Origin of the sequence: Streptosporangium jomthongense, from assembly GCF_042650425.1 — a bacterium.
Taxonomy (GTDB): Bacteria; Actinomycetota; Actinomycetes; order Streptosporangiales; family Streptosporangiaceae; genus Streptosporangium.
The window spans coordinates 590,575-611,896 of sequence record NZ_JBHSBC010000001.1 but is presented as its reverse complement, the minus strand read 5'-3'; the positions used below and the strand labels follow the sequence as shown (position 1 = coordinate 611,896).

General features: G+C 70.5%; 14 protein-coding genes. 9 read left to right on the top strand and 5 right to left on the bottom strand.

Features of this window, described 5'->3' with window-relative positions:
- Window position 1 precedes the first annotated feature (1 nt).
- Both ACFOYY_RS02870 and ACFOYY_RS02865 read right to left on the bottom strand, forming a co-directional pair.
- Window positions 2–1,000 carry a hypothetical protein gene (locus ACFOYY_RS02870; RefSeq protein ID WP_386187505.1) on the bottom strand — a complete coding sequence of 333 codons (999 nt, stop codon included), beginning with the start codon at window positions 998–1,000 and terminating at the stop codon, window positions 2–4.
- Window positions 1,001–1,105: 105 nt separating this feature from the next.
- On the bottom strand, window positions 1,106–1,660 hold the full coding sequence (locus ACFOYY_RS02865; protein ID WP_386187502.1) for a hypothetical protein: 555 nt from the start codon (window positions 1,658–1,660) through the stop codon (window positions 1,106–1,108).
- A 387-nt stretch (window positions 1,661–2,047) separates the two neighbouring features.
- Here ACFOYY_RS02865 and ACFOYY_RS02860 point away from each other — a divergent pair, with 387 nt between their 5' ends.
- Complete coding sequence (locus ACFOYY_RS02860; protein WP_386187499.1) at window positions 2,048–3,247, top strand: serine hydrolase domain-containing protein; 1,200 nt, start codon at window positions 2,048–2,050, stop codon at window positions 3,245–3,247.
- A gap of 7 nt (window positions 3,248–3,254) precedes the next feature.
- Here the strand turns inward: ACFOYY_RS02860 and ACFOYY_RS02855 are convergent, their stop codons facing one another.
- The 3 genes from ACFOYY_RS02855 to ACFOYY_RS02845 are packed head-to-tail and all read right to left on the bottom strand — an operon-like array spanning window position 3,255 to window position 8,407.
- Window positions 3,255–4,568 carry a maltokinase N-terminal cap-like domain-containing protein gene (locus ACFOYY_RS02855; RefSeq protein ID WP_362780539.1) on the bottom strand — a complete coding sequence of 438 codons (1,314 nt, stop codon included), beginning with the start codon at window positions 4,566–4,568 and terminating at the stop codon, window positions 3,255–3,257.
- A 4-nt stretch (window positions 4,569–4,572) separates the two neighbouring features.
- Window positions 4,573–6,276 (bottom strand): maltose alpha-D-glucosyltransferase, encoded by a 1,704-nt coding sequence (gene treS / locus ACFOYY_RS02850; RefSeq protein WP_352015185.1) that lies wholly within the window; start codon window positions 6,274–6,276, stop codon window positions 4,573–4,575.
- Between the two features lie 43 nt (window positions 6,277–6,319).
- A complete protein-coding gene (locus tag ACFOYY_RS02845) occupies window positions 6,320–8,407 on the bottom strand; it encodes an alpha-1,4-glucan--maltose-1-phosphate maltosyltransferase (RefSeq protein WP_362909524.1) in 2,088 nt (695 codons plus the stop codon).
- Between the two features lie 366 nt (window positions 8,408–8,773).
- On the opposite strand from ACFOYY_RS02845, the gene glgP reads away from it, so the two are divergent.
- The 8 genes from glgP to ACFOYY_RS02805 all read left to right on the top strand — a co-directional run bounded on the left by glgP (window position 8,774) and on the right by ACFOYY_RS02805 (window position 21,272).
- Entirely contained in the window at window positions 8,774–11,356 is a 2,583-nt protein-coding gene (glgP, locus tag ACFOYY_RS02840; RefSeq protein WP_386187494.1) for an alpha-glucan family phosphorylase, read from the top strand.
- Window positions 11,357–12,096: 740 nt separating this feature from the next.
- Complete coding sequence (locus ACFOYY_RS02835; protein ID WP_386187491.1) at window positions 12,097–14,073, top strand: M48 family metalloprotease; 1,977 nt, start codon at window positions 12,097–12,099, stop codon at window positions 14,071–14,073.
- A 74-nt stretch (window positions 14,074–14,147) separates the two neighbouring features.
- Window positions 14,148–16,307, top strand: a complete 2,160-nt coding sequence (locus ACFOYY_RS02830; protein ID WP_362780551.1) for an amylo-alpha-1,6-glucosidase — start codon at window positions 14,148–14,150, stop codon at window positions 16,305–16,307.
- A gap of 54 nt (window positions 16,308–16,361) precedes the next feature.
- Window positions 16,362–17,468 carry a glycosyltransferase family 4 protein gene (locus ACFOYY_RS02825; RefSeq protein ID WP_386187487.1) on the top strand — a complete coding sequence of 369 codons (1,107 nt, stop codon included), beginning with the start codon at window positions 16,362–16,364 and terminating at the stop codon, window positions 17,466–17,468.
- Window positions 17,469–17,520: 52 nt separating this feature from the next.
- Window positions 17,521–17,874, top strand: coding sequence for a hypothetical protein (locus ACFOYY_RS02820; protein ID WP_352015191.1), 354 nt, complete (start codon window positions 17,521–17,523; stop codon window positions 17,872–17,874).
- Window positions 17,871–19,118, top strand: a complete 1,248-nt coding sequence (locus ACFOYY_RS02815) for a DUF6395 domain-containing protein (protein ID WP_362909517.1) — start codon at window positions 17,871–17,873, stop codon at window positions 19,116–19,118. Before ACFOYY_RS02820 ends, ACFOYY_RS02815 begins: the two co-directional genes overlap by 4 nt.
- Entirely contained in the window at window positions 19,115–20,704 is a 1,590-nt protein-coding gene (locus tag ACFOYY_RS02810; RefSeq protein WP_386187483.1) for a flavin monoamine oxidase family protein, read from the top strand. The genes ACFOYY_RS02815 and ACFOYY_RS02810 overlap by 4 nt, the downstream gene beginning before the upstream one ends.
- 49 nt (window positions 20,705–20,753) lie before the next feature.
- Window positions 20,754–21,272, top strand: a complete 519-nt coding sequence (locus tag ACFOYY_RS02805; protein ID WP_352015194.1) for a YbaK/EbsC family protein — start codon at window positions 20,754–20,756, stop codon at window positions 21,270–21,272.
- The last annotated feature ends 50 nt before the right edge of the window (window positions 21,273–21,322 follow it).

Below are 21,322 nucleotides of genomic sequence, written 5' to 3'. Positions count from 1 at the left end.
CTCAGCTGGTTCTTCCGAGGCCTTCCAGCCACTGATCCCTGATCCGGCCTGAGCGGTCGCCGAGTATTTCTCGTGCCGTGGCGAGCCGGGCACGGAGCAAGCCGGAGATCCAGCGCAACGTCGTCTCGTTGGACCTTACGACGCGTTGCTGATAATCGGTGTACAACGCCTTTCTGACGCCGACGTAGTTGGTGGACGCCTGACACCTCTCGTCCGCGGTCGCGACCCTTTTCTCGGCCGTTCCCGCGGGTTCGCTCTCCCTGGTCGCCCATCGTCGGTCCAGTCGTGCGTCCGCCGGACGGCCATAGGCGTAACCGGCCACGCGCATGCAGGAACTCCACGCCTTGTCGGCCTCGCGCAGCCTGACATCGGCGTAAGCCTGTTCGGCCGCGTCGGCGGCGAAACTCTCAAGCTGCCTGTCGGCGAAGGGGGCCACGGGGGAGCGTCCGTCCAGGGAGGCCTCTCCACGGTTGAGCAGTCTCTCCACGGCGGCGTTGCACCCGCCGAGGGGAACGCGTTTCCCACCGGCTGTTTCGACGTCTCCGGAGAAAACCGCGCCCTGCAACCCCTCGACCGGGGGGAAGGGGCGCAGGCCACTGGAGGCGGAGGCCTCCTCAAGGAGCTGTCCCGGCGGCCCCGAGTACCCGTACCGGCTCACCTGTTTCGCGCCGAGCCAGCCGAGGAAGGCCGCGTTCCTGGGGTAGAGCACCGGTGTCTGCGTGGGCAGCGTCACTTTCAGCCCGTACTGAGCCATGCACGCCACAAGGAGGGTCCCTCTGGCCCGCTGTACGACGGCGCGCTCCTCGGCACCGAGACCGTAGGAGTCGAGGGGAAGTTCCAGGTCGCGTTCGGAGGTGACGGTGCTCACCGCCACGGGGACGACGGCCTGCTGGGCCGGAGGCTGTTCCGGCGCGCGGACCGTTCCGCAGCCGTTCGCCACAAGGGTGACCGCGACCGCCGTGAAGGCGGTGACAGCGGTTCTGGCACCTGCTTTCGCCACACCTTGACCTTTCTGCGCTGCACTTTCACCGTCTGAAAGCCCCGGGTGCCAGGCCGAGACAACCGCCTTGGCCCGGCACCCGGAAAATGCGATCGACCGGTTCTCCTAGAAAGGAACCTTCGAGCCGTACTGCCAGCCGAGGAGCTCCCCGTAAGCCCAGTCATACGGGTTGACGTGGCCTCGGATGTAGGTCGCCTGGTCCTTCCTGACCGCCGAGGTGTATGGGGCGCTCAGGGATGTGATGGTCCGGTACTGGTTTCCACCCCAGCCGCACCAATGTGCGTTTCCCGAGTTATCCCACCAAGCGGTGGTGAGCTGTTCGTTCACAGCGGGGGCGATGTCTTTGGTCCAGCCATAGGTGACTCCGCTGGACAGGGTGGCGACCTTGACGTAGAGCTCGCTTGACCCGGTGGAGTCGAAGTAGGAACCGGCGAGATTCGTTCCTGCGACACCGAGGGTGTCCGGGTCGCTCACCCCGCCGCTTCCGCAGGTCACCGTGGCCGCGAGCAGCGAGGCGTCCGCGCCGGCCGGGCTGTCGCTCTTGGAAACGACCGCCGGGTCGGAGTCCGAGCCGTTGTCCGCGTACGCGGCGCTCTGAACCCCGGCGACGGTGACGACGGCGAATGCAAGGAGCAGGGCGGCTCCGCGCCTGTAGAACATGGATGTTCTCCTCAAGGGGAGGAATAAAGACGAATTTCACCATAGGCAGGAAACGCATAGGGAATGCACACGACGGTATGTAGTCGATGCGCGACGATGTGAGGTTGAATAACGCGGCGAGAAAGGCGAGAAATTCGCGATCGGCCGGGGTCCGGCATTCGGGATGCGCGTTATTAATTGATTTCGGATGGCTCGCGGACATCGCGGAGGTTCCTGTTCCTGGCTTTCACACCCCGCCGGTCAAGGTCGGCGGAGTGCCGCGAGTCGTCGGAGAACGTGCTCACAGGCCGGGCGGGGCTGGGGCGCGTGGGAAATGTCGGTCGGGGATGGCAGGGTTGGGGTGACGCCGTACCGGTGGGCGGGAGCCCTGAGCGTGGAGGCACGACGATGACAACCTCTCCGTTGCGAGCCGGGTTCGACCGGGTGCGCCAGGCGATGGCCGCGCGTGTCGAGAAAGGCGAGTTGTCCGGCATGGTGCTTCTCGTCGCCCAGGGGGACGAGACGCTCGTCGAGCCGATCGGGGCGACGGCCCTGGGCGGTGACGAGCCGATGCGGCGCGACACGATCTTCCGCGTCGGGTCGATGACGAAGGCGGTCCTGGCCGCGGCGACCATGACCCTGGTCGAGGACGGCACGCTGAGACTGGAGGAACCGGTCGACCGGCTGCTTCCCGAGCTGGCCGGGCGCAGGGTGCTCAGGCGCCTCGACGGCCCGCTCGACGACACCGTCCCCGCCGGACGCCCGATCACGGTGGAGGACCTGCTGACCTTCCGGATGGGATACGGCCTGGTCTTCGGGGTCACGCCGGACTCGCCGTACCCCACGATCGACCTGCCCTATCCCGTCATCGAGGCGGCCCGGGAGCTCGAACTCGTCACCGGCCCGCCCGACCCCCGCACGCCGCACGATCCCGACGAGTGGATGCGACGCTTCGGCACGCTGCCGCTGATGTGCCAGCCGGGGGAGCGCTGGCAGTACAACACCGCCTCCCTCGTGCTCGGTGTGCTGGTCGCCCGCGCCACGGGCATGTCGCTCGGCGATGTGTTCAGGACGCGTCTGTTCGAGCCGCTGGACATGGCCGAGACCGGCTTCCACCTGCCCGCCGAGCACCTCGGCAGGCTTCCGGTCCACTACATGACCGGCCCGACCGGCGAGCTGACGCCGCAGACGCACACCGCCGACGAAGCCTGGACCAGGCCGCCCGCCTTCCCCTCGGGAGCGGCCGGTCTGGTCTCCACCGTGGACGACTACCTGGCCTTCGCCCGCATGCTGCTGGCCGGGGGCGTCCACCAAGGGCGCCGGGTGCTGTCCGAGCGGTCCGTCGAGCTGATCACGACCGACCACCTGACGGCCGGGCAGCGGGCGTCAGGCGACATCGTGCTCGCCGGTCACGGCTGGGGGTACGGCGTGGCCGTCGTCACCGAGCCGGACGAGATCTCCTCGGTCCCCGGCCGTTACGGCTGGGACGGCGGCTACGGCACCTCGTGGTTCAACCACCCCGCCCGCGACCTCGTGGTCATGGCCATGACCCAGACCTCCGACTTCCTGTTCAACGGCTCCCTGGCCGACCTGGGCCGGCTGGAGTGAGAAACCCTCAGCGGTCCGTTTCGAAGGCGGCCATGGGGATGGGCAGCCAGGTGGGGCGGTTACGGGCCTCGTAGACGACCTCGTAGACGGCCTTGCTCAGTTCGAGGGCGCGCAGCAGGACGGTGTCCTGGGGGTGCAGCCTGCCGCCGCCCGCCGCGTAGCCGTCGAGGAAGGACGCGCGGTTCAGCGCGGCCCACTCGGCCGCCCTGGGGCGCAGTGCCGCGGCGTCCGGATTGTCGGCGAGCAGGTGGCGGGCCGCGTACTCGAAGGAGCGCAGCATCCCGGCCACGTCGCGCAGCGGGGACGACAGCGCGCGGCGTTCGGCCAGCGGCTGACCGGGCTCGCCCTCGAAGTCGAGGACGACCCAGTCGGTCGTCGTGCGCATCACCTGGCCGAGGTGGTAGTCGCCGTGGACGCGCTGGACGGGCATCTCGGAGACCACGTCGGCCATCCGCTGGTAGGCGTCCTCGACCACCCGCGCGTGCGCGGCCAGCGCGGGCACCTCGGTGATCGCCTGGGCCAGGCGGCGGCGCTGGTCCTCGACCAGTTGCTTGACGTCCTGGGACTCCAGCACTCCGGTGGGGAAGGCGACGGCCAGCTCACGGTGGACCTCGGCGGTCGCCACGCCCAGCCGGTAGGCCTCGGAGCTGAAGTCGCCCCCCGCGTCCTCCGCCGAGGGGTCGAGTGAGGCGTACAGGTCACGGACACTGGCCAGGGCCAGCGACCAGCCGTCGTTCGCGGTCGCGAGGAACTCCTGGGTCATCGCCAGCGTGGTCGTCTCCCCGTCGAGGTCGGTCTCGATCCACCCGTACGGCCGGGCGATGTGCCCGGCGCCGTGGCGGGCCAGGGCGGTGACGATCTCAAGCTCGGGGTTGACCCCGGGGATGAGGCGGCGGAACAGCTTGCAGATGTAGGTCTCGCCGTACACCAGGGAGGTGTTGGACTGCTCGGCGCTCAGCACCAGACTGCGCAGGGAGGTGTCGATCGAGGCGCCCTCCAGATGGCGGAAGCGCAGGGGGCCCAGGTCGCGGCCCTCGGCCATCCCGGTGAGCAGGGGCCCGGTGAGGTCGGGGTTGTAGACGGCGTCGTAGTAGTCGCCGCCGATCCTGGCGTGGCTGTAGCGGCCTGAGGCGTCGCCGTCCGTGCCGAGCAGGAGCTGGTAGCGGTCGTGGTCCCCGGCCTGGCGCACCGAGATGATCAGATGGCGCAGACCGGGGCTCAGCTCGACGTCGGAGTCGACGCCGAGTTCGTCGATCGGGCGCCCCTTACCGGCGAACCATCGCTGATGGGTGATCCAGCCGGAAAGGAGCTCCGTCAACACGGTCTCACGCCTCCTGGGATGTGGGCGGCAGGGTGAACCAGTAGAACCCATGCCCAGGAAGCGTCAAAAGATACGGAAGTTCGCCAATCGGTGGGAACGGAACTCCACCCATCGTCTCCACCGGCACCGACCCCTCGAAACGGCGCAGGTCGAGCTCGACCGGCTGCGGGAACCGCGACAGGTTGTTCACACACAGGATCCGGTCGTCGCCCAGCTCACGCACGTAGGCCAGGACGCTCGGGTTGGAGGAGTTCAGCTCGGTGTAGGCGCCCAGGCCGAAGACCGGGTGACGCTTGCGGATGTCGATCATGCGCTTGGTCCAGTGCAGGAGGGAGCCGGAGCTCTTCTGCTGGGCCTCGACGTTGATCGCCTGGTAGCCGTAGATGGGGTCCATGATGATCGGCAGGTACAGCCTGCCGGGGTCGCAGCTGGAGAAGCCGGCGTTGCGGTCGGGACTCCACTGCATCGGGGTGCGCACCCCGTCACGGTCGCCGAGCCAGATGTTGTCGCCCATGCCGATCTCGTCGCCGTAGTAGAGCACCGGCGAGCCGGGCAGCGACAGCAGCAACGCGGTGAACAGCTCGATCTGGTTGCGGTCGTTGTCCAGCAGCGGCGCCAGGCGGCGCCGGATGCCGACGTTGGCCCGCATCCGGGGGTCCTTGGCGTACTCGGCGTACATGTAGTCACGCTCGTCGTCGGTGACCATCTCCAGCGTCAGCTCGTCGTGGTTGCGCAGGAAGATGCCCCACTGGCAGTTCTCCGGGATCTTCGGCGTCTGGGCCAGGATCTCCGAGATGGGGTAGCGCGACTCGCGCCGCACGGCCATGAAGATGCGCGGCATGAGCGGGAAGTGGAAGGCCATGTGGCACTCGTCGCCACCGGTCGCGGGGTCGCCGAAGTACTCGACCACGTCCGCGGGCCACTGGTTGGCCTCGGCCAGCAGCACCCGGTCCGGGTAGAGCCGGTCGACCTCGGCCCTGATCCGCTTGAGGTAGGAGTGGGTCCTGGGCAGGTTCTCGCAGTTGGTGCCGTCCTGCTCGAACAGGTACGGCACCGCGTCGAGCCGGAAGCCGTCGATACCGAGGTCGAGCCAGAACCGCAGCACTTCGAGCATCGCGTCCTGCACGTCCGGGTTCTCGTAGTTGAGGTCCGGCTGGTGGGAGAAGAAGCGGTGCCAGTAGTACTGCTGCCGGACCGGGTCGTAGGTCCAGTTCGAGGTCTCGGTGTCGACGAAGATGATCCGGGCGTCCTTGTAGAGCTCGTCGTCGTCGTTCCAGACGTAGAAGTCGCCGAAGGGGCCCTGCGGGTCGTGCCGGGACGCCTGGAACCAGGGGTGGGCGTCACTGGTGTGGTTCATCACCAGGTCGGCGACGACCCGCATGCCGCGCTTGTGGGCCTCGTCCACGAGCTTCACGAAGTCTCCCAGGTCCCCGAACTCGGGCAGGATCTTCATGAAGTCCGCGATGTCGTAGCCGCCGTCGCGCAGCGGGGACTCGTACAGGGGCAGCAGCCACAGGCAGTCGACGCCGAGCCACTGGAGATAGTCCAGCCGTTCGATCAGCCCTCGGATGTCTCCGGTGCCGTCTCCGTTGGAGTCGGCGAACCCCCGGATGAGCACCTCGTAGAAGACGGCGCGCTTGAACCAGTACGGGTCGCGCGGCTTCTCCTCGTCGAAGGTGTTCGGAATTGGCTCAGGTACCTGACTCACCAGTGGACTCCCCGCTGTTTGCCGGTATGCGTACCCGGCCGGCTCACCGCTGGTTCGCCGTGGCACGCAGAGTGAAGATGTGTGCTGAGTGGATATAAGGGTCGAGGCGCACGTAGTTGGACTGCCGCCAGTTGTACGACTCGCCGGAGAGTTCGTCGTCGACGACGAACTCGGCGTTCCAGCCGAGACCCAGGGCGGGCATGTCCAGCGAAACCGTCGCCTCGTGGGTGCGGTGCGGATCGAGGTTGACGACAGTCAGGACCACGTCGCCCATGCCGTGCCGTCGTGTGGCCGTATCGTGGGCGCCGGGCAGCCGCTTGGAGAAGCAGACCACGTCCGGATTGTCGACGCTATGGAACCGTAGGTTACGCAATTCCTGGAGCGCCGGGTGTGCTCTGCGCACCAGATTAAGTTGCGTGATCAGTGGAGCCAGGCTACGGCCCTCTCGCTCGGCACTGGCCCAATCGCGAGGTCTGTACTGATATTTCTCGCTATCTAGGTATTCTTCACTACCAGGGCGAACCGGGACATTTTCCGCAAGTTCATAACCCGAGTACACGCCCCACGTTGGCATGGCCATCGCAGCGATGATGGCTCTAATGCGGAATGCCGCGACTCCCCCGTGTTGCAGGTATTCGTGGAGAATGTCCGGAGTATTGACGAACAGGTTGGGCCGCATGAAGCTCGACGACCCGTGCGAGAGTTCGGTGAGATACTCCTCAAGCTCCTGCCGGGAGTTGCGCCAGGTGAAGTACGTGTAGGACTGGTGGAAGCCCACCTTGCCCAGGGCGTGCATCATCGGCGGCCTGGTGAAGGCCTCGGCGAGGAACAGCACGTCCGGGTCGGTCGAGCCGATGTCGGCGATCAGCCGCTCCCAGAACGCGACCGGCTTGGTGTGCGGGTTGTCCACCCGGAAGATCCGTACGCCGTGGTCCATCCACAGCCGGACCACCCGCTTGACCTCGGCGTAGAGGCCCTCGGGGTCCTTGTCGAAGTTCAGCGGATAGATGTCCTGGTACTTCTTCGGCGGGTTCTCCGCGTACGCGATCGAGCCGTCGGCGCGGACGTTGAACCACTCCGGGTGCTCCCTGACCCACGGATGGTCGGGGGCGCACTGCAGGGCCAGGTCGAGCGCGATCTCCATGCCCAGCTCACGGGCCTTGGCCACGAAGGCGTCGAAGTCCTCGAAGGTGCCCAGGTCGGGATGGATGGCGTCGTGGCCGCCCTCCTCGGAGCCGATCGCCCACGGCGAGCCCGGGTCGTACGGCTCCGGCGTCAGGGTGTTGTTGCGGCCCTTGCGGAAGCTGTGCCCGATGGGGTGGATCGGGGGCAGGTAGACGACGTCGAAGCCCATCTTCGCGACGGCGGGCAGCCGGTTCGCGGCAGTCTTGAAATTTCCGGACTTGGGGGCTGCGTCCGGTTCGACGATCGCCCCTTCCGAACGCGGGAAGAACTCATACCACGAGCCGTAGAGCGCCCTGCGGCGATCGACCCTGACGAGCCGCCGCTGGGAGCGGGTCACCAGCTCACGCAGCGGATGCGCCCGCAGCAGCTCCGCCGTCTCCGGCAACTGGGCGACCGCGAAACGGGCCCTGGGGTCGAGCGCCGTGTCACGCAGCTTGGCCGCGACCGCCTGCAACGCGGCCCGGTGCCCGCACACGTGGGCCGACGCGGTCTTCTTCCCGGTCTTGCCCGACTTCTTCTTCGGCTCCTGGCCCGCCGGCGCGCAGTCCGCGGGCCGTACGGCCTTGGCGGCGCGGTCGAAGAGCCGGGCGCCCTCCTCGCACATCAGCTCGGCGTCCAGGTCACGGGGGATCTTGATGCCCGCGTCGTGCAGCCAGGTCGCCATCGGGTCGCCCCACGCCTCGACGCGGAAACTCCACTCACCCTCCGCGGGCAGCGTCACCTCGACGCCCCAGCGGTCGGTGCCCGGCGCGAGCTCGCGCATCGGCAGCAACGGTCCACGCGCGCCGTCGGGGCTCGTCAGCACGACGCCCGCGGCGACCGCGTCGTGGCCCTCACGGAACACGACGGCGGTGATCTCGAAGGTCTCACCCGCGGCCGCCTTGGCGGGGTAGTTCCCGCACTCGACCGTGGGCTGGATGTCCTGGATGGGAATTCGTCCGATCATCGCGTCTCAAGGTAGCGACGGCACACCCGGTGCCGCCGAAAAAGTCGGCAAGAATAGATCTTCGATTCTCTAAAAGCCCCTGGTCACCGGCTTTGATGCAGGACAATACCCTGCCGTTGCATCGACGGTCGGCCCCCCGGGGGTGGGGCGTCGCGACCCACAGATGCGTGCCCCAATAGTCCATCTTCATGCGCCTAGGTGGAAGAGTGCGGGACCTCTTACTGTTCGGCGAGTTGTTCCCAGGGTGTGGTCTCCCGGTCGATCGACTGCCCTTGGATGTGTTTGGAGCGGATTGATAGTGGTGAGGGGGAGACGCGTGAGTGTCCGGGTCGCCGTCATGGCGCTGAGTAACTAGGGTCTGGCAGCGTGAGAGCAATCCGTAGGTTCACTGTCCGCACCGTCCTTCCCCCGGAGCTGGCCCCCCTCGGCGAGCTTGTCCACAATCTGCGCTGGTCGTGGCACCCCGAAACACTCGATCTGTTCGCCGAGGTCGATCCGGCGACCTGGGAACGCGTCGGTCACGACCCGGTCGCGCTGCTCGGCGCCGTCGAGGCGAGCCGCCTGCGTGAGCTGGCCGCCGACCGCCGCTTCCTCCGGCGGGTCGCCGACGCCGCCGACGACCTCCACGAGTACATGACCGCGCCCCGGTGGTACCAGACCCTCGCCGAGGCACCGCGGGCCATCGCCTACTTCTCCCCCGAGTACGGCATCGCCGCCGCGCTGCCGCAGTACTCGGGCGGTCTGGGCATCCTCGCGGGCGACCACCTCAAGGCGGCCAGCGACCTCGGGGTGCCGATCCTGGCCGTCGGCCTGCTGTACCGCCACGGCTACTTCACCCAGTCGCTCTCCCCCGAGGGGTGGCAGCTGGAGCACTACCCCTCGCTCGATCCGGGCGGCCTGCCGCTGACCCTGCTCAAGGAGCGGGACGGCACCCCGGTCCGGGTCACGGTCAGCCTGCCGGAACAGCGTCCTCTGCACGCCCAGGTGTGGGTGGCCCAGGTCGGCCGGGTCCCGCTGCTGCTGCTCGACTCCGACGTCGCGGAGAACGACAACGCCGCCCGCGACGTCACCGACCGCCTGTACGGCGGCGGCACCGACCACCGCCTGCTCCAGGAACTGCTGCTGGGCATCGGCGGCGTGCGCGCGATCCGGGCCTACTGCCGGGTCGGCGACCACCCCGAGCCCGAGGTCTTCCACACCAACGAGGGGCACGCGGGCTTCCTCGGCCTTGAGCGCATCCGCGAGCTGACCGAGGCCAGGCTCTCCTTCGACGAGGCCCTGGAGGCCGTCAGGGCGGGCACGGTCTTCACCACCCACACCCCGGTCCCCGCCGGGATCGACCGCTTCCCGGCCGAGATGATCGCCCGCCAGTTCGGCGGCGACAACGCCTGGCCAACGGTCCCCGTCGAGCGCATCCTCGAACTCGGTGCCGAGGACGAACCGGGCAAGTTCAACATGGCCGCGATGGGCATGCGCCTGGCCCAGCGGGTCAACGGCGTGTCCGAGCTGCACGGCGAGGTCAGCCGGGAGATGTTCCGCGGCCTGTGGCCCGGCTTCGACGCCGACGACATCCCGATCGGGTCCATCACCAACGGTGTGCACGCGCCCACCTGGGTCGGCCGCGAGATCATGGAACTCGCGGGCAGGGAACTGCCCACCCTGGTCGAGCGAGCCCAGGGCTGGGAGGGCGTCAACAAGATCTCCGACGTGGACGTCTGGGGGATCAGGAACAGGCTCAGGGCCCGCCTGGTCAACGCGGCCAGGGAACGGCTGCGCAGGTCCTGGCTGGCCAGGGGCGCCTCCCGGGCCGAACTCGGCTGGATCGAGGACGCCCTCGACCCCAACGTGCTGACCATCGGCTTCGCGCGCAGGGTGCCCTCGTACAAGCGGCTCACCCTGATGCTGAACGACCAGGAACGCCTGCGCGAACTGCTGCTCAACCCGGAGAAGCCGGTCCAGATCGTGATCGCGGGCAAGGCCCATCCGGCGGACGAGGGCGGCAAGAAACTCATCCAGCAGATCGTGCGCTTCGCCGACAGCGAGGACGTACGGCACCGCATCGTCTTCCTGCCCGACTACGACATGGCCCTGGGCCAGCTCCTCGTGCAGGGCTGTGACGTGTGGATGAACAACCCGCTGCGTCCCCTTGAGGCCTGCGGGACCTCCGGGATGAAGGCCGCGCTGAACGGCGGGCTCAACCTGTCCATCCGCGACGGCTGGTGGGACGAGTGGTTCGACGGCACGAACGGCTGGGCCGTGCCCACCGCGGACGGGGTCGCCGACCCCGACCGCCGCGACGAGCTTGAGGCGCACGCGCTCTACGACCTGATCGACCACGAGGTGGCCGACCGGTTCTACGACAGGGCCTCCGACGGCCTGCCGCTGCGCTGGCTGGAGATGGTCAGGCACACTCTGACCTCGCTCGGCCCCAAGGTCCTGGCGGGCCGGATGCTCCGCGACTACGTGATCGGCCTGTACGCCCCGGCGGCCGGGTCGGCCCGCGCCCTGTCCGCGGACGGCTACGAGCCCGCCAGGCACTTCGCCGCCTGGAAGCTCCGGGTCCACCAGGCCTGGCCGGGGGTCCGGGTCGAGCACGTCGAGGCGACCAACCTGGGGGACACCCCCGAGGTAGGCGCCTCCCTCGAACTGCGGGCGGCCATCGCCCTCGGTGAGCTGCAGCCGTCCGACATCCGGGTCCAGGCCGCCTACGGGCTGGTCGGCCAGCACGACGAGATGGTCGGCCCGTCCTACGCCGACCTGACCCTGGAGACGGAGGCCGACGACGGCAAGGCCGTCTACAGCGGCACGATCCCGCTCGACCGCACCGGCTCCTTCGGATACACCGTCCGGGTCGTGCCGGACCACCCGCTGGTGGCCACGCCCGCCGAACTCGGCCTGATCGCCGTCCCCGAGGAACCGGTCGGCATGACCAACGGCACCCTGCGCTGACCCCGGCGTAACGCCGTCCCCGGCTGTCCCCGGCTGTCCCCGACCGGCCTCGTCCGGCCGGGGATCGCCGAAGTCCGGAAATCCGTCTTTCCCTCCGCAACGCCGCAGCCTGCTGCTTTACTGGCATTACCGGTGTTCGTGGCCCACCGGGCCGCCGCCCGCTCCGGCGGGCGCGGCCGGGCGGGCCCGCGCACCGCTGTGGTTCAGGTCGACTCCGGCCAAGATCTCTCACTGTCGAGACCCTCTCGGAGCACGGGGCCTGCGCAGGGCGCGCCGGCCGTCGGAACACCTCGGCGATGAGCGATCGGTCGTCCCCGCCTTGCTCGCGGGCTCGGTCAGGCCGGTGTTCTCGGTGGTTCTGTACCGCATGCGTTCGACCGGCGGGAGTCAGGCGCGCGGCCAGGTCACGGTGGTACGGGCACGGGCCGGTGAGGAGTCCGTGCCCATCGGCCACAGGGCGGGCGAGGGGACGCTCATCAGGTGTCTCCATGGTGTCTCCGCGTCCGGCCTCCGGCGGAGGGGCGAACGATGACGGAACGGGACGTCGCACGACAGGAAGACACACGGGCACCTGACAGGGCGGACGAGTTCGGGGGGTTCCACCACCTGACGTTCGCGGGTGTGTCCACCGGAGGCCTCCTCCCGCGCGGGGCATGGGAGCGGCTGAGGAAGAAGGGGACCTGCCTCGACCGGGTCCGCCATGCCATCGGGACGGCGGCGGACCGGGGAAGGGGGCTGCCGTGATCGCGGTGCGCGCGCTGCTGGCGCTCGGACTGCTCGCGGGCCCCTGCCTGCTGGGCCTGGTCCTCGTCCTGCTCGACGCGGGCGTCCTCGTCCTGTTCGTGTGGGACGCGCCCGCGCTGGGCAGGCCGTCGCGGGCGGGGACGGTGACGGCGGCGCTCACCGCGATCCCGGCGCTGTGGATCCTGCGCCGCCTGTTCGTCACCGGGGCCGGGGCGCGGCCCGCCCCCGATGGCGTCCTGGTCACCCCCGGCCAGGCGCCCGAGCTGTGGGCCGTGGTCACGGAACTGGCCGGGCGGCTCGGCACCCGCCCGCCCGCGACCCTGCGGCTGACCGCGGAGGTGGACGCCGAGCTGACGGAGGAGACGAGGTTGCTCGGCCTCGTCGGGGGCAGACGGCACCTGCGCCTCGGACTGCCGCTGCTGGCCGGGCTGACGGCCGACGAGCTGCGCGCGGTGCTCTGCCACGAACTGGGTCACCACGCCCCCACCGGGCTCGGCGCGGTCGTCTACCGGGGGCACCTGGCGCTGCGTGCCGTCCTCGACCGGCTCGAACGCCCCCGCACCCCGGACCCCGCCGCGCGCGGCGTCCCGGTCTCCTGGATCCGGTGGCCGCTTTCCGGCTACGCGAGGCTGTACCTCTGGGTCTCCTCCGCCGTCAACCGGCGGCAGGAACTCCAGGCGGACGCGGCCGCGGCGAGGGCCGTCGAGGCCACGGGAGCCGCAGGAGGCACGAGAGGCACAGGAGGCACGGGAGGCACGGTCGCGGCGGAGGCGCTGTGGCGGACCCTGGTTGTGCTGCCGGTGGCGTGGGGCGAGTTCCGTGACCGGTATCTCGACCCCATGTACGTCAGGGGCTACCTGCCCGACGACCCGCCGGCGGTGTTCGCCGCCATGCTCGCCTCGTCCGGCTACCGGGCCGCTATCGAGGGGATGGAACACGCGACGCCGTCCCGGCGGACCTCGCGTCACGACCCCCACCCCAGTGTGGAACGGCGCATGCGGGCCCTGGGCGGGCGCCGGGAACCCGCGGGCCGGGGCCGTACCACCGCCCTGGAGGCCGGGTTCGAGGTGAGGCCGGGGACCGTACGGCACTGCCTGTTCCCCGGGGAGCGGGAGAGGCGGGCCGTACTGCCCTGGCAGGAGTGGGTCGGGCTGACCATGGAGACCCTGGCGACGGAGCCGGTGCGGGGCCTGGTCCGGGCCGCCCGCAGGGTCGGCGGCACCGCGCGGCCCGCGCTGGAGACCGTCCTCGACCTGCTGGCCGACGGCCGGGCGGGACGGCTCGCCGCCTGCCTCGGCCCTCAGGAGGAGCGGAGCGGGAAGGAGACGGCCGGGAGCCTGGCCCGGCTGGAGACCGCGCTGTTCGCGCTGGTCGGCCAGGCCCTGGTGGTGCGGGGGCGGGCCAACTGGGAGACGACATGGACCGGGCCGAGCCGCCTGGCCTGGAGCGAACGGGGCCGGGCGGTCGCGGCGGGCGTCACCGTCGGGGAGATCCACTCCCTGGTGGCGGCGGCCGTCCTCGGCGGCGCCCCCGAGGTGAGGCGGCTGCGGCTGCGGCTTGCCGCGCTCGGGGTCGACCCCGGGACCTGGCTCGGCCACGACGCCGAGGGGACACCCCAGGCGGAGGAGCCCGTCGCGACGGCGGGCGCCCCGGTGGCCGTGGGCGTGGAGAGGGCGCGCAGGAGCCGCAGGAGGCTCACGCTCCGTCTGGCGGGCGCCGCGCTGATCGGCATCCTGTTCCTGGTGACCGCCGTGTCGTCGGTTTCGGACACCCCGGAGGAGCCGGAGGACTCCGAACCCACGGGGGTGTTCGTCACGCCGTGGCGGGAGATCATCCCCGTTCAGCCGTCGCTGTCCCCCCACGTCCCGTCGGAGCCCCCGAGCCCGAGTCCCGCCCCCGGCACGGTCCGGCGCCTGCACGAAATCCTGGAGCAGGAGTTCGCCAGGCGTCACGAAGACGGCACCAAACGGTAGCCCCTCTCCCGGCGACACGCCTGTGAACAGGCAAGACACGCCATGGAAGCGTTCTTTCCCCCGGGGAGGAGGGAATGGGGCAGGAAACGAGGACGTGGACCCCGGAGAGTGCATTGAACGCCTGGACGTTCGAAGGACAGCCCGGAGCACTGGGCGACACCACGGTGACCCTGGTCGAGGGGGGCTCCTTCTGCGTGTGCTCGCGGAGCGGGGACATCATCCAGGGAGGGCCGCAGGGGGTCTACCACGCCGACACCCGGCTGCTGTCCCGCTGGGAGCTGCGGGTGGACGAGTCGCCCGTCGAGCCGCTCAGGGTGCTGGCGGGCGAGCCGTACCACGCGACGTTCGTGGGCAGGGCGGCGCCGCGTCCCGGACGGGTCGAGAGCAGTCTGCTGGTGATCAGGGACCGCTACGTCGGCGGTGGCCTGCGGGAGGACCTGATCCTGCGCAACCTGTCCGACGAACCCGCCGGGTGTGTGCTCGACGTGCACGTCTCCTCCGACGTGGCCGACCTGTTCGAGGTGAAGGCGGGCCGGATCAGGCACGTGACGGACGTGGAGATGACGGCGGACAGGTCGGGGCTGCTGATCTTCTCGGCCACCAGGTCGCGCGGGACGCGGGTGGTCACCGACCCTCCGCCGTTCGCCGTGCCCGGCGTGCTCATCTTCAGGGTCGTCGTGCCCGCGCGCGGCGAGTGGAAGGCGACGTTCCAGGTCAACCCGATCCTGGAGGGGGAGGAGTCACCGGCCTGGTTCTCCACCCACCACCCGCTCGAACACGCCGAGCCCGCCAGGCGCCGCGCCGACTGGGAGCGGCTCAGCCCCTCCTTCACCACGAGCAACCGCGCCCTGGCCCACGTGATCCACCGTTCGCGGGAGGACCTGGGGGCGCTGCGGCTCTTCGAACCGGACCGGCCGGAGGAGCCGCCGACGATCGCGGCGGGCGCGCCCTGGTTCATGACGCTGTTCGGCCGCGACTCGCTGCTGACCTCGTGGATGGCGTTGCCGCTCGACCAGTCGCTCGCCCTGGGCACCCTGCGCCGCCTGGCCAGGCTCCAGGGCAAGGTGGACGACCCGCTCACCGAGGAGGAACCGGGCAAGATCCTGCACGAGCTGCGGTTCGGCGTGCAGACCGGCGCCTCGCCGCACGGCGGTCACGCCTACTACGGCTCGGTCGACTCCACCCCGCTCTTCGTGATGCTCCTGGGTGAACTGCGCAGGTGGGGGGTGCACCAGCAGGCCGTCGAGGAGCTCATGCCGTACGCGGACGACGCCCTCGACTGGATCGTCAGGTGCGCCGACCCGTTCCTCTCCTACCAGCGCAAGACCGACCACGGCCTGGTCAACCAGGGCTGGAAGGACTCCTTCGACGGCGTCAACTTCGCCGACGGCACCCTGGCCCGCGCCCCCATCGCCCTGGCCGAGGTGCAGGGCTACGTCTACGCCGCCTACATCGCCCGCGCCCACTTCGCCCACGAGGTGGGTGACATCGAGCTGGAGAAGGAGTGGAACGCCCGCGCGACCCGGATCAGGGACGCCTTCAACGAGCGTTTCTGGCTGGCCGACCGGGGCTACTACGCCATCGGGCTCGACCACGCGGGACGGCCCATCGACAGCCTCGCCTCCAACATGGGGCACTGCCTGTGGACGGGCATCATCGACGAGGACCGGGCCGCCTCCGTGGCCGAGCACCTGCTCTCCCCGGAGATGTTCACCGGGTACGGCGTGCGCACCCTGGCCTCCAACATGGGCGCCTACAACCCGATGAGCTACCACAACGGCTCCGTGTGGCCGCACGACAACGCCCTGATCGCGGCCGGTCTGATGCGCTACGGCTTCGCCGAGGAGGCCAAGCGGATCACCTTCGGCCTTCTCGACGCGGCCGAGGTCTTCGGCTGGCGGCTGCCCGAGCTGTTCTGCGGCTTCGGCCGCTCCGAATTCTCCTGGCCGGTGCCGTACCCCACCTCCTGCTCGCCGCAGGCGTGGGCGGCGGCGGCCCCCATCCACCTGGTGCGCACCCTGATGCGCCTGGACCCGTGGATCCCCCGGGGCCGGGTGTGGGTCGACCCGGTCGGGCTGGGTAAGCTGCGGATCACCGGGCTCCCCCTGGACGACTCCCGTGTCACCGTCGACGTCGACGGCTCGGAGGTGTCCGTCACCGGCCTCTCCGAAGGCGTCACCCTGATCAACGAGCCGCGCCGCCCGACGGCGGCCGCCCTGCGCTACGCCCCCTGAGGTTCCACTCAAGTCGGATTCCGGCGGGCCGGACGGCCGTAGGTGAGGTTGAGAATGATCGCCACAACCGCTGTTTCCCGACGACGCGACGCGATGCGCGTCGTCATGGTCGCGCCCCCCTGGTACGACGTCCCGCCCCTGGGCTACGGGGGCATCGAGGCGATGCTCGCCGAGCTGGTCTCCGGGCTGTCCCGCAGGGGGCACGACGTCACCCTGATCGGGGCGGGCAGGGCGCGGACGGGGGCCAGGTTCCTGCCCACCTACGACCCGGCGCCTTCGGAGCGGATCGGCGAGCCGATGCCCGAGGTGCTGCACGCGGCCAAGGCGTACGCGCTGGCCCTGGACATCGACGCCGACATCGTCCACGACCACTCGCTGGCCGGGCCGCTGAGCGCGGCGGCCAGGGCGGTGCCGACGCTGGTCACCTGCCACGGGGAGATCGAGGGCGAGCTGGGCGAGTACTACCGGGTGCTCGGCCCGGCCGTGTCGATGGTCGCGATCTCCGAGGCGCAACGGCGGCTGGCCCCCGACCTCAACTGGGCCGGGGTCGTCCACAACGCCGTCGAGACGGCCTCCTTCCCCTTCCAGGAGCGCAAGGAGGACTGGGTGCTGTGGCTGGGCAGGCTCAACGCGGACAAGGGGGCGCACATCGCCATCGACGTGGCCAGGGAGGCGGGCCGCAGGATCGTGCTGGCGGGCAAGCTCACCGAGCCCGCGGAACACGACTACTTCGAGCGGGAGATCAAGCCGAGACTCGGCCCCGACGCCGAGTACGTCGGGCAGGCCGACGCCGACCGCAAGCGGGAACTGCTGGCCGCGGCCCGTTGCCTGCTCTTCCCCATCCTGTGGGAGGAGCCGTTCGGCATGGTCATGATCGAGTCCATGGCCTGCGGCACCCCCGTCGTCGCCCTGAAACGGGGGGCGGTTCCCGAGGTGGTCGCCGACGGCGTCACCGGATTCGTCAGGGAGGAGGCCGAGGAACTCGCCGAGGCCGTCGAGGCGGCCGGCGGGCTGGACCCGCACGCCTGCCGGGCCCACGTCGCGGGCAACTTCGACGTCGAGGTCATGACCGCCGGGTACGAGCGGATCTACCGGCAGGTCATCGCCGCCCCGGGGGAACCCGCCGGAGGAACCAGGGATCTGGCGCTGCCCGTCACCTGAAGCGTCGAAGAGCGTCCTGGTAGATCGTGTTTTGCCGGTATCGTGCCGGGTTATGGTGCGCTTAAGGAAGCGCGCGCTGCTGCCCGCATGGCTGCGGCGCGCGGTGCTCGGCTGGTTCGACGCGCGGTACATCTCCAGGGCCGACCACCGGCAGGACATCAAGGACGCGCTCTGGGAGGTCCAGACGCTGGGCCGGGAGGTCACCGCGCTGCGGGCCGAGGTCGACAGGCTCAGGGCACAGGTGGCCAAGGCCACCCCGGAACAGGCGCAGGTGCGGCGCTGGGACGACGCGCACCGGCTGGCGCAGGAGACCGCGGCCGCCATGGAGCACGTCCTGCAGAACGAGGTCCTGCTCTGGCAGGCCGCCGACCAGGCGCTGGGCCGCCGTGGGGCGGGTGCTCCATGAGGGTGACCTGGACCACCGAGGGCGACGTCATGCGCCTGGCCTTCCGGCTGGACGCCGAGGACGAGATCACCGGCCTCTGCGCCGACGGCCAGCCGTTGAGGATGGCCACGAACTCCTGCCGGGTCGAGCTGCCGCGCACTCCCGGCGAGGTCCACCCCGACCTGCGGGCGCTGGCGGCCTGGACGATCGTCGCGCCGTGGACGCGCCGTACGGTCACCTTCGACGAGCCGATCTCACCGGTTCTGGCCGAGGCCCTCGCCGACGGCTGGGGGGTCGAGGCGGGGCCGGTCGGCGGGACGCCGCGCTCGGGGAGCAGGCTCGCGGTCTCCTACAGCGGAGGCGCGGACTCGGTCGCCGTGGCCGCGATGCTGCCCGAGGCGCCGTTCGTGCACTTCCAGCGGGTCTCCCACCCGCGCGTGCCCAACCGCTGGACCCACTACCGCTCCGACGTCCTGGCCCGCCTCGCCGAGAAGACGGGCAGGGAGCTGACCGTGGTCCGCTCCGACCTGGAGTTCACCCTCGCCGAGCCCCGCCCCGGTTATCCCGAGCACCACGCGGTGGCCGCCGGGGCGCTGCTGCTGGCCGACGAACTCGACCTGGGCGGTCTCGCCTTCGGTTACGAGCTGGGGTCGCGCTGGCTCGGGGGGGACCGCTACCTGCTCAGATACACTCCCGACAACCCGATGTGGGCGCCGCACGGCGCCTGGGGCAGGGCGTTCGCCGCCGCCGGGGTGCACATCGTGCTCCCGGTCGGCGGGGTGAGTGAGGCGGTCACCATGCGCCTGGCCCTGAACTCCTCCCTGCGCGAGCAGGTCCGCTGGTGCCTTCGGGGCGTCGAGGGACCCTGCGGGACCTGCGGGAAGTGCCTCTACAAGGAGCTCATCCAGGCCGCCGTGGAACGCCGCCCGCTGCGCACCGCGGTCGGCCCCAAGCGCCCCGTCGCCCGCAAGTGGCAGGAGCCCCCGCCGTACGGCGGGCAGGAGATGATCGAGTACGGCTGCGCCAGGGTCCCCGGCGTCGAGGGCACCGTCTTCGGCAGGGCCGCCGGGTTCCTCGGCGCGACCGAGGCCTCGACCGCCTGGCTCGACCGCTGCTACCCCCCGGCCGTCGAGGAGATCCCCGAGCCGTGGCGCAAACAGGTCCACGACTTCATGGCGGCCGAGGTGGGCTTCATGAGTGAGGACGAGGCACGCCGCGTCGAGAGCTGGGGGACGACCCGGGGGACGGCTCAGGGAACACGATGAGCGATCGGGAGGCCCAGGGGACCCGGGGGACGCTGACCCGCAGGGCGCTGCTGGTCGGCGTCGGGGCCGCGGGCGGGGCGGGCGCCATGTTCGCGGCCATGGGCGCGCTGGGCCTGGCCCCCGGCTCCCACGAGACCCGGCCCGAGGACTACGTCCCGCCCCGGGCCTCCGACTTCTCCCTCAGCGGCAGGGGCGCGGCGAAGGTGGTCGTCCTCGGTGCCGGGGTCGCCGGGCTGACCTGCGCCTACGAGCTGGGCAAGGCGGGCTACGACTGCACCCTCCTCGACGCCGCGGACCGGGTCGGCGGGCGGAACCTCACGTTGCGCCGGGGCGACCGGCTGACCGAGAACGGCGGGCAGGCCCAGACGGCGGACTTCCAGGAGGGGACCTACTTCAACGCCGGGCCGGGCCGTATCGCGCCGTGGATGGTCACCATGGACTACTGCCGCGAGCTGGGCGTGCCCATCGAGACGTTCGTCAACAACAACGCCTCCGCCTACGTCTACACCCACGGCATGAAGGCCCCCGTCAGGGCCAGGACCGCCCGCGCCGACATGTACGGCTACGTCGCCGAACTGCTGGCGAAGGCGAGCCACGCGGGCGCGCTCAACCGCAGGCTGACCAGGGACGACAGGGAACGGCTCGGCGAGTTCCTGCGCCGTTTCGGCGACCTGGGCCCCGACCTGTCCTACCGGGGCTCGACCCGCAGGGGCTTCACCGTCTACCCCGGGGTCGACGACGGGGTCCCGCTCGGCGCCCCGGGCTCACTGGCCGAGGTCTTCGCCGCGGGCATGGGCAGGGCGATCACCATGGACTTCGGCTACGACCAGGCCGTGCCCATGTTCCAGCCGGTCGGCGGCATGGACGCGATCGTGACCGCGCTCACCCGCGCGGTCGGCCGGGACCGGATCATGACGGGCGCCCGTGTCACGGGCCTGAAGAACCTGCCCGACGGCGTCGAGGTGACCCACACCGGAGGCACGGTCCGCGCCGACTACTGCGTCGCGACACTGCCGCCGCACCTGATGGCCCGCCTCCCGCACAATCTGGGCGCCCAGGTCACCGCCGCGCTGCGCACCCCGGTCCCGGTCGCCGCCGGGAAGATCGGCCTTGAGTACGGCAGGCGCTGGTGGGAGATCGACGAACGCATCTACGGCGGCGTCACCGAGACGGACCTGGACATCACTCACATCTGGTACCCCTCGCACGGTTACCACTCCGCGTCCGGCCTGATCGTCGGCTACTACAACACCGAGGAGAACGCCGAGCTGTACGGCAGGCTCCCCCACGCCGGGCGCCGGGCCCGCGCGCTCACCCAGGGCAAGAAGATCCACGGCGAGAGGTACCGCGCGGACCTGCGCTCCAGCGTCTCCATCGCCTGGCACAGGCAACCGCACATCGAGGGCGGCTGGGTCCGCTGGCCCTCCTACGAGGGGGCCTTCGCCCTGCTGCGGCGCCCCGCCGGGCGGGTCTACTTCGCCGGAGACTGGCTCACCCACCTGGTGGCCTGGCAGGCGGGGGCGATGGAGTCGGCCAGGCGTGCGGTGACCGAGCTGCACACCCGGGTCGTACGGGCCCCGGCCTGATTCGCCGTACAGTCTCAGGAACGACGCGGTGAGTGGTTGGGAGAAGGCTGTGAGGATCGGAACACTTGACTGGGTGCCCGCCGGGGAGCGGCCCGACCTGCTCGCCGAGCCGGTCGCGCGGGCCGTGACCGGCCAGGACGTCGAGGTCGCGGAGATCGACCCGGACCTCGCCGACACGGCGGCCTTCTGCGAGCGTTACGGCGTCGGCATGGGCGAGTCGGCCAACTGCGTGATCGTGGCCGCCAAGCGCGCGGGCGAGGTCCGCTACGCCGCGTGCATGGTGCTCGCCACCACCAGGGCCGACGTCAACGGCGTGGTCAGGCGGCACCTGGACGCCAGGAAGATCTCCTTCGCCCCGCAGGACGACGCCGTCGGCCTGACCGGGATGGAGTACGGCGGCATCACCCCGCTCGGCCTGCCCGAGGACTGGCCGGTGCTGGTGGACGAGGCGGTCGCGGCCCATCCGGGGGTGGTGATCGGCAGCGGTGTGCGCAGGTCGAAGCTGGCGGTCTCCGGCGCCCTGCTGGCCGGTCTGAAGACCGCCCAGGTGATCGGCCTGGCGAACTGACGCCGAAAAGAGATTGAGTGTTACCCCGGTTTGGGAAACCGTGGAGATCT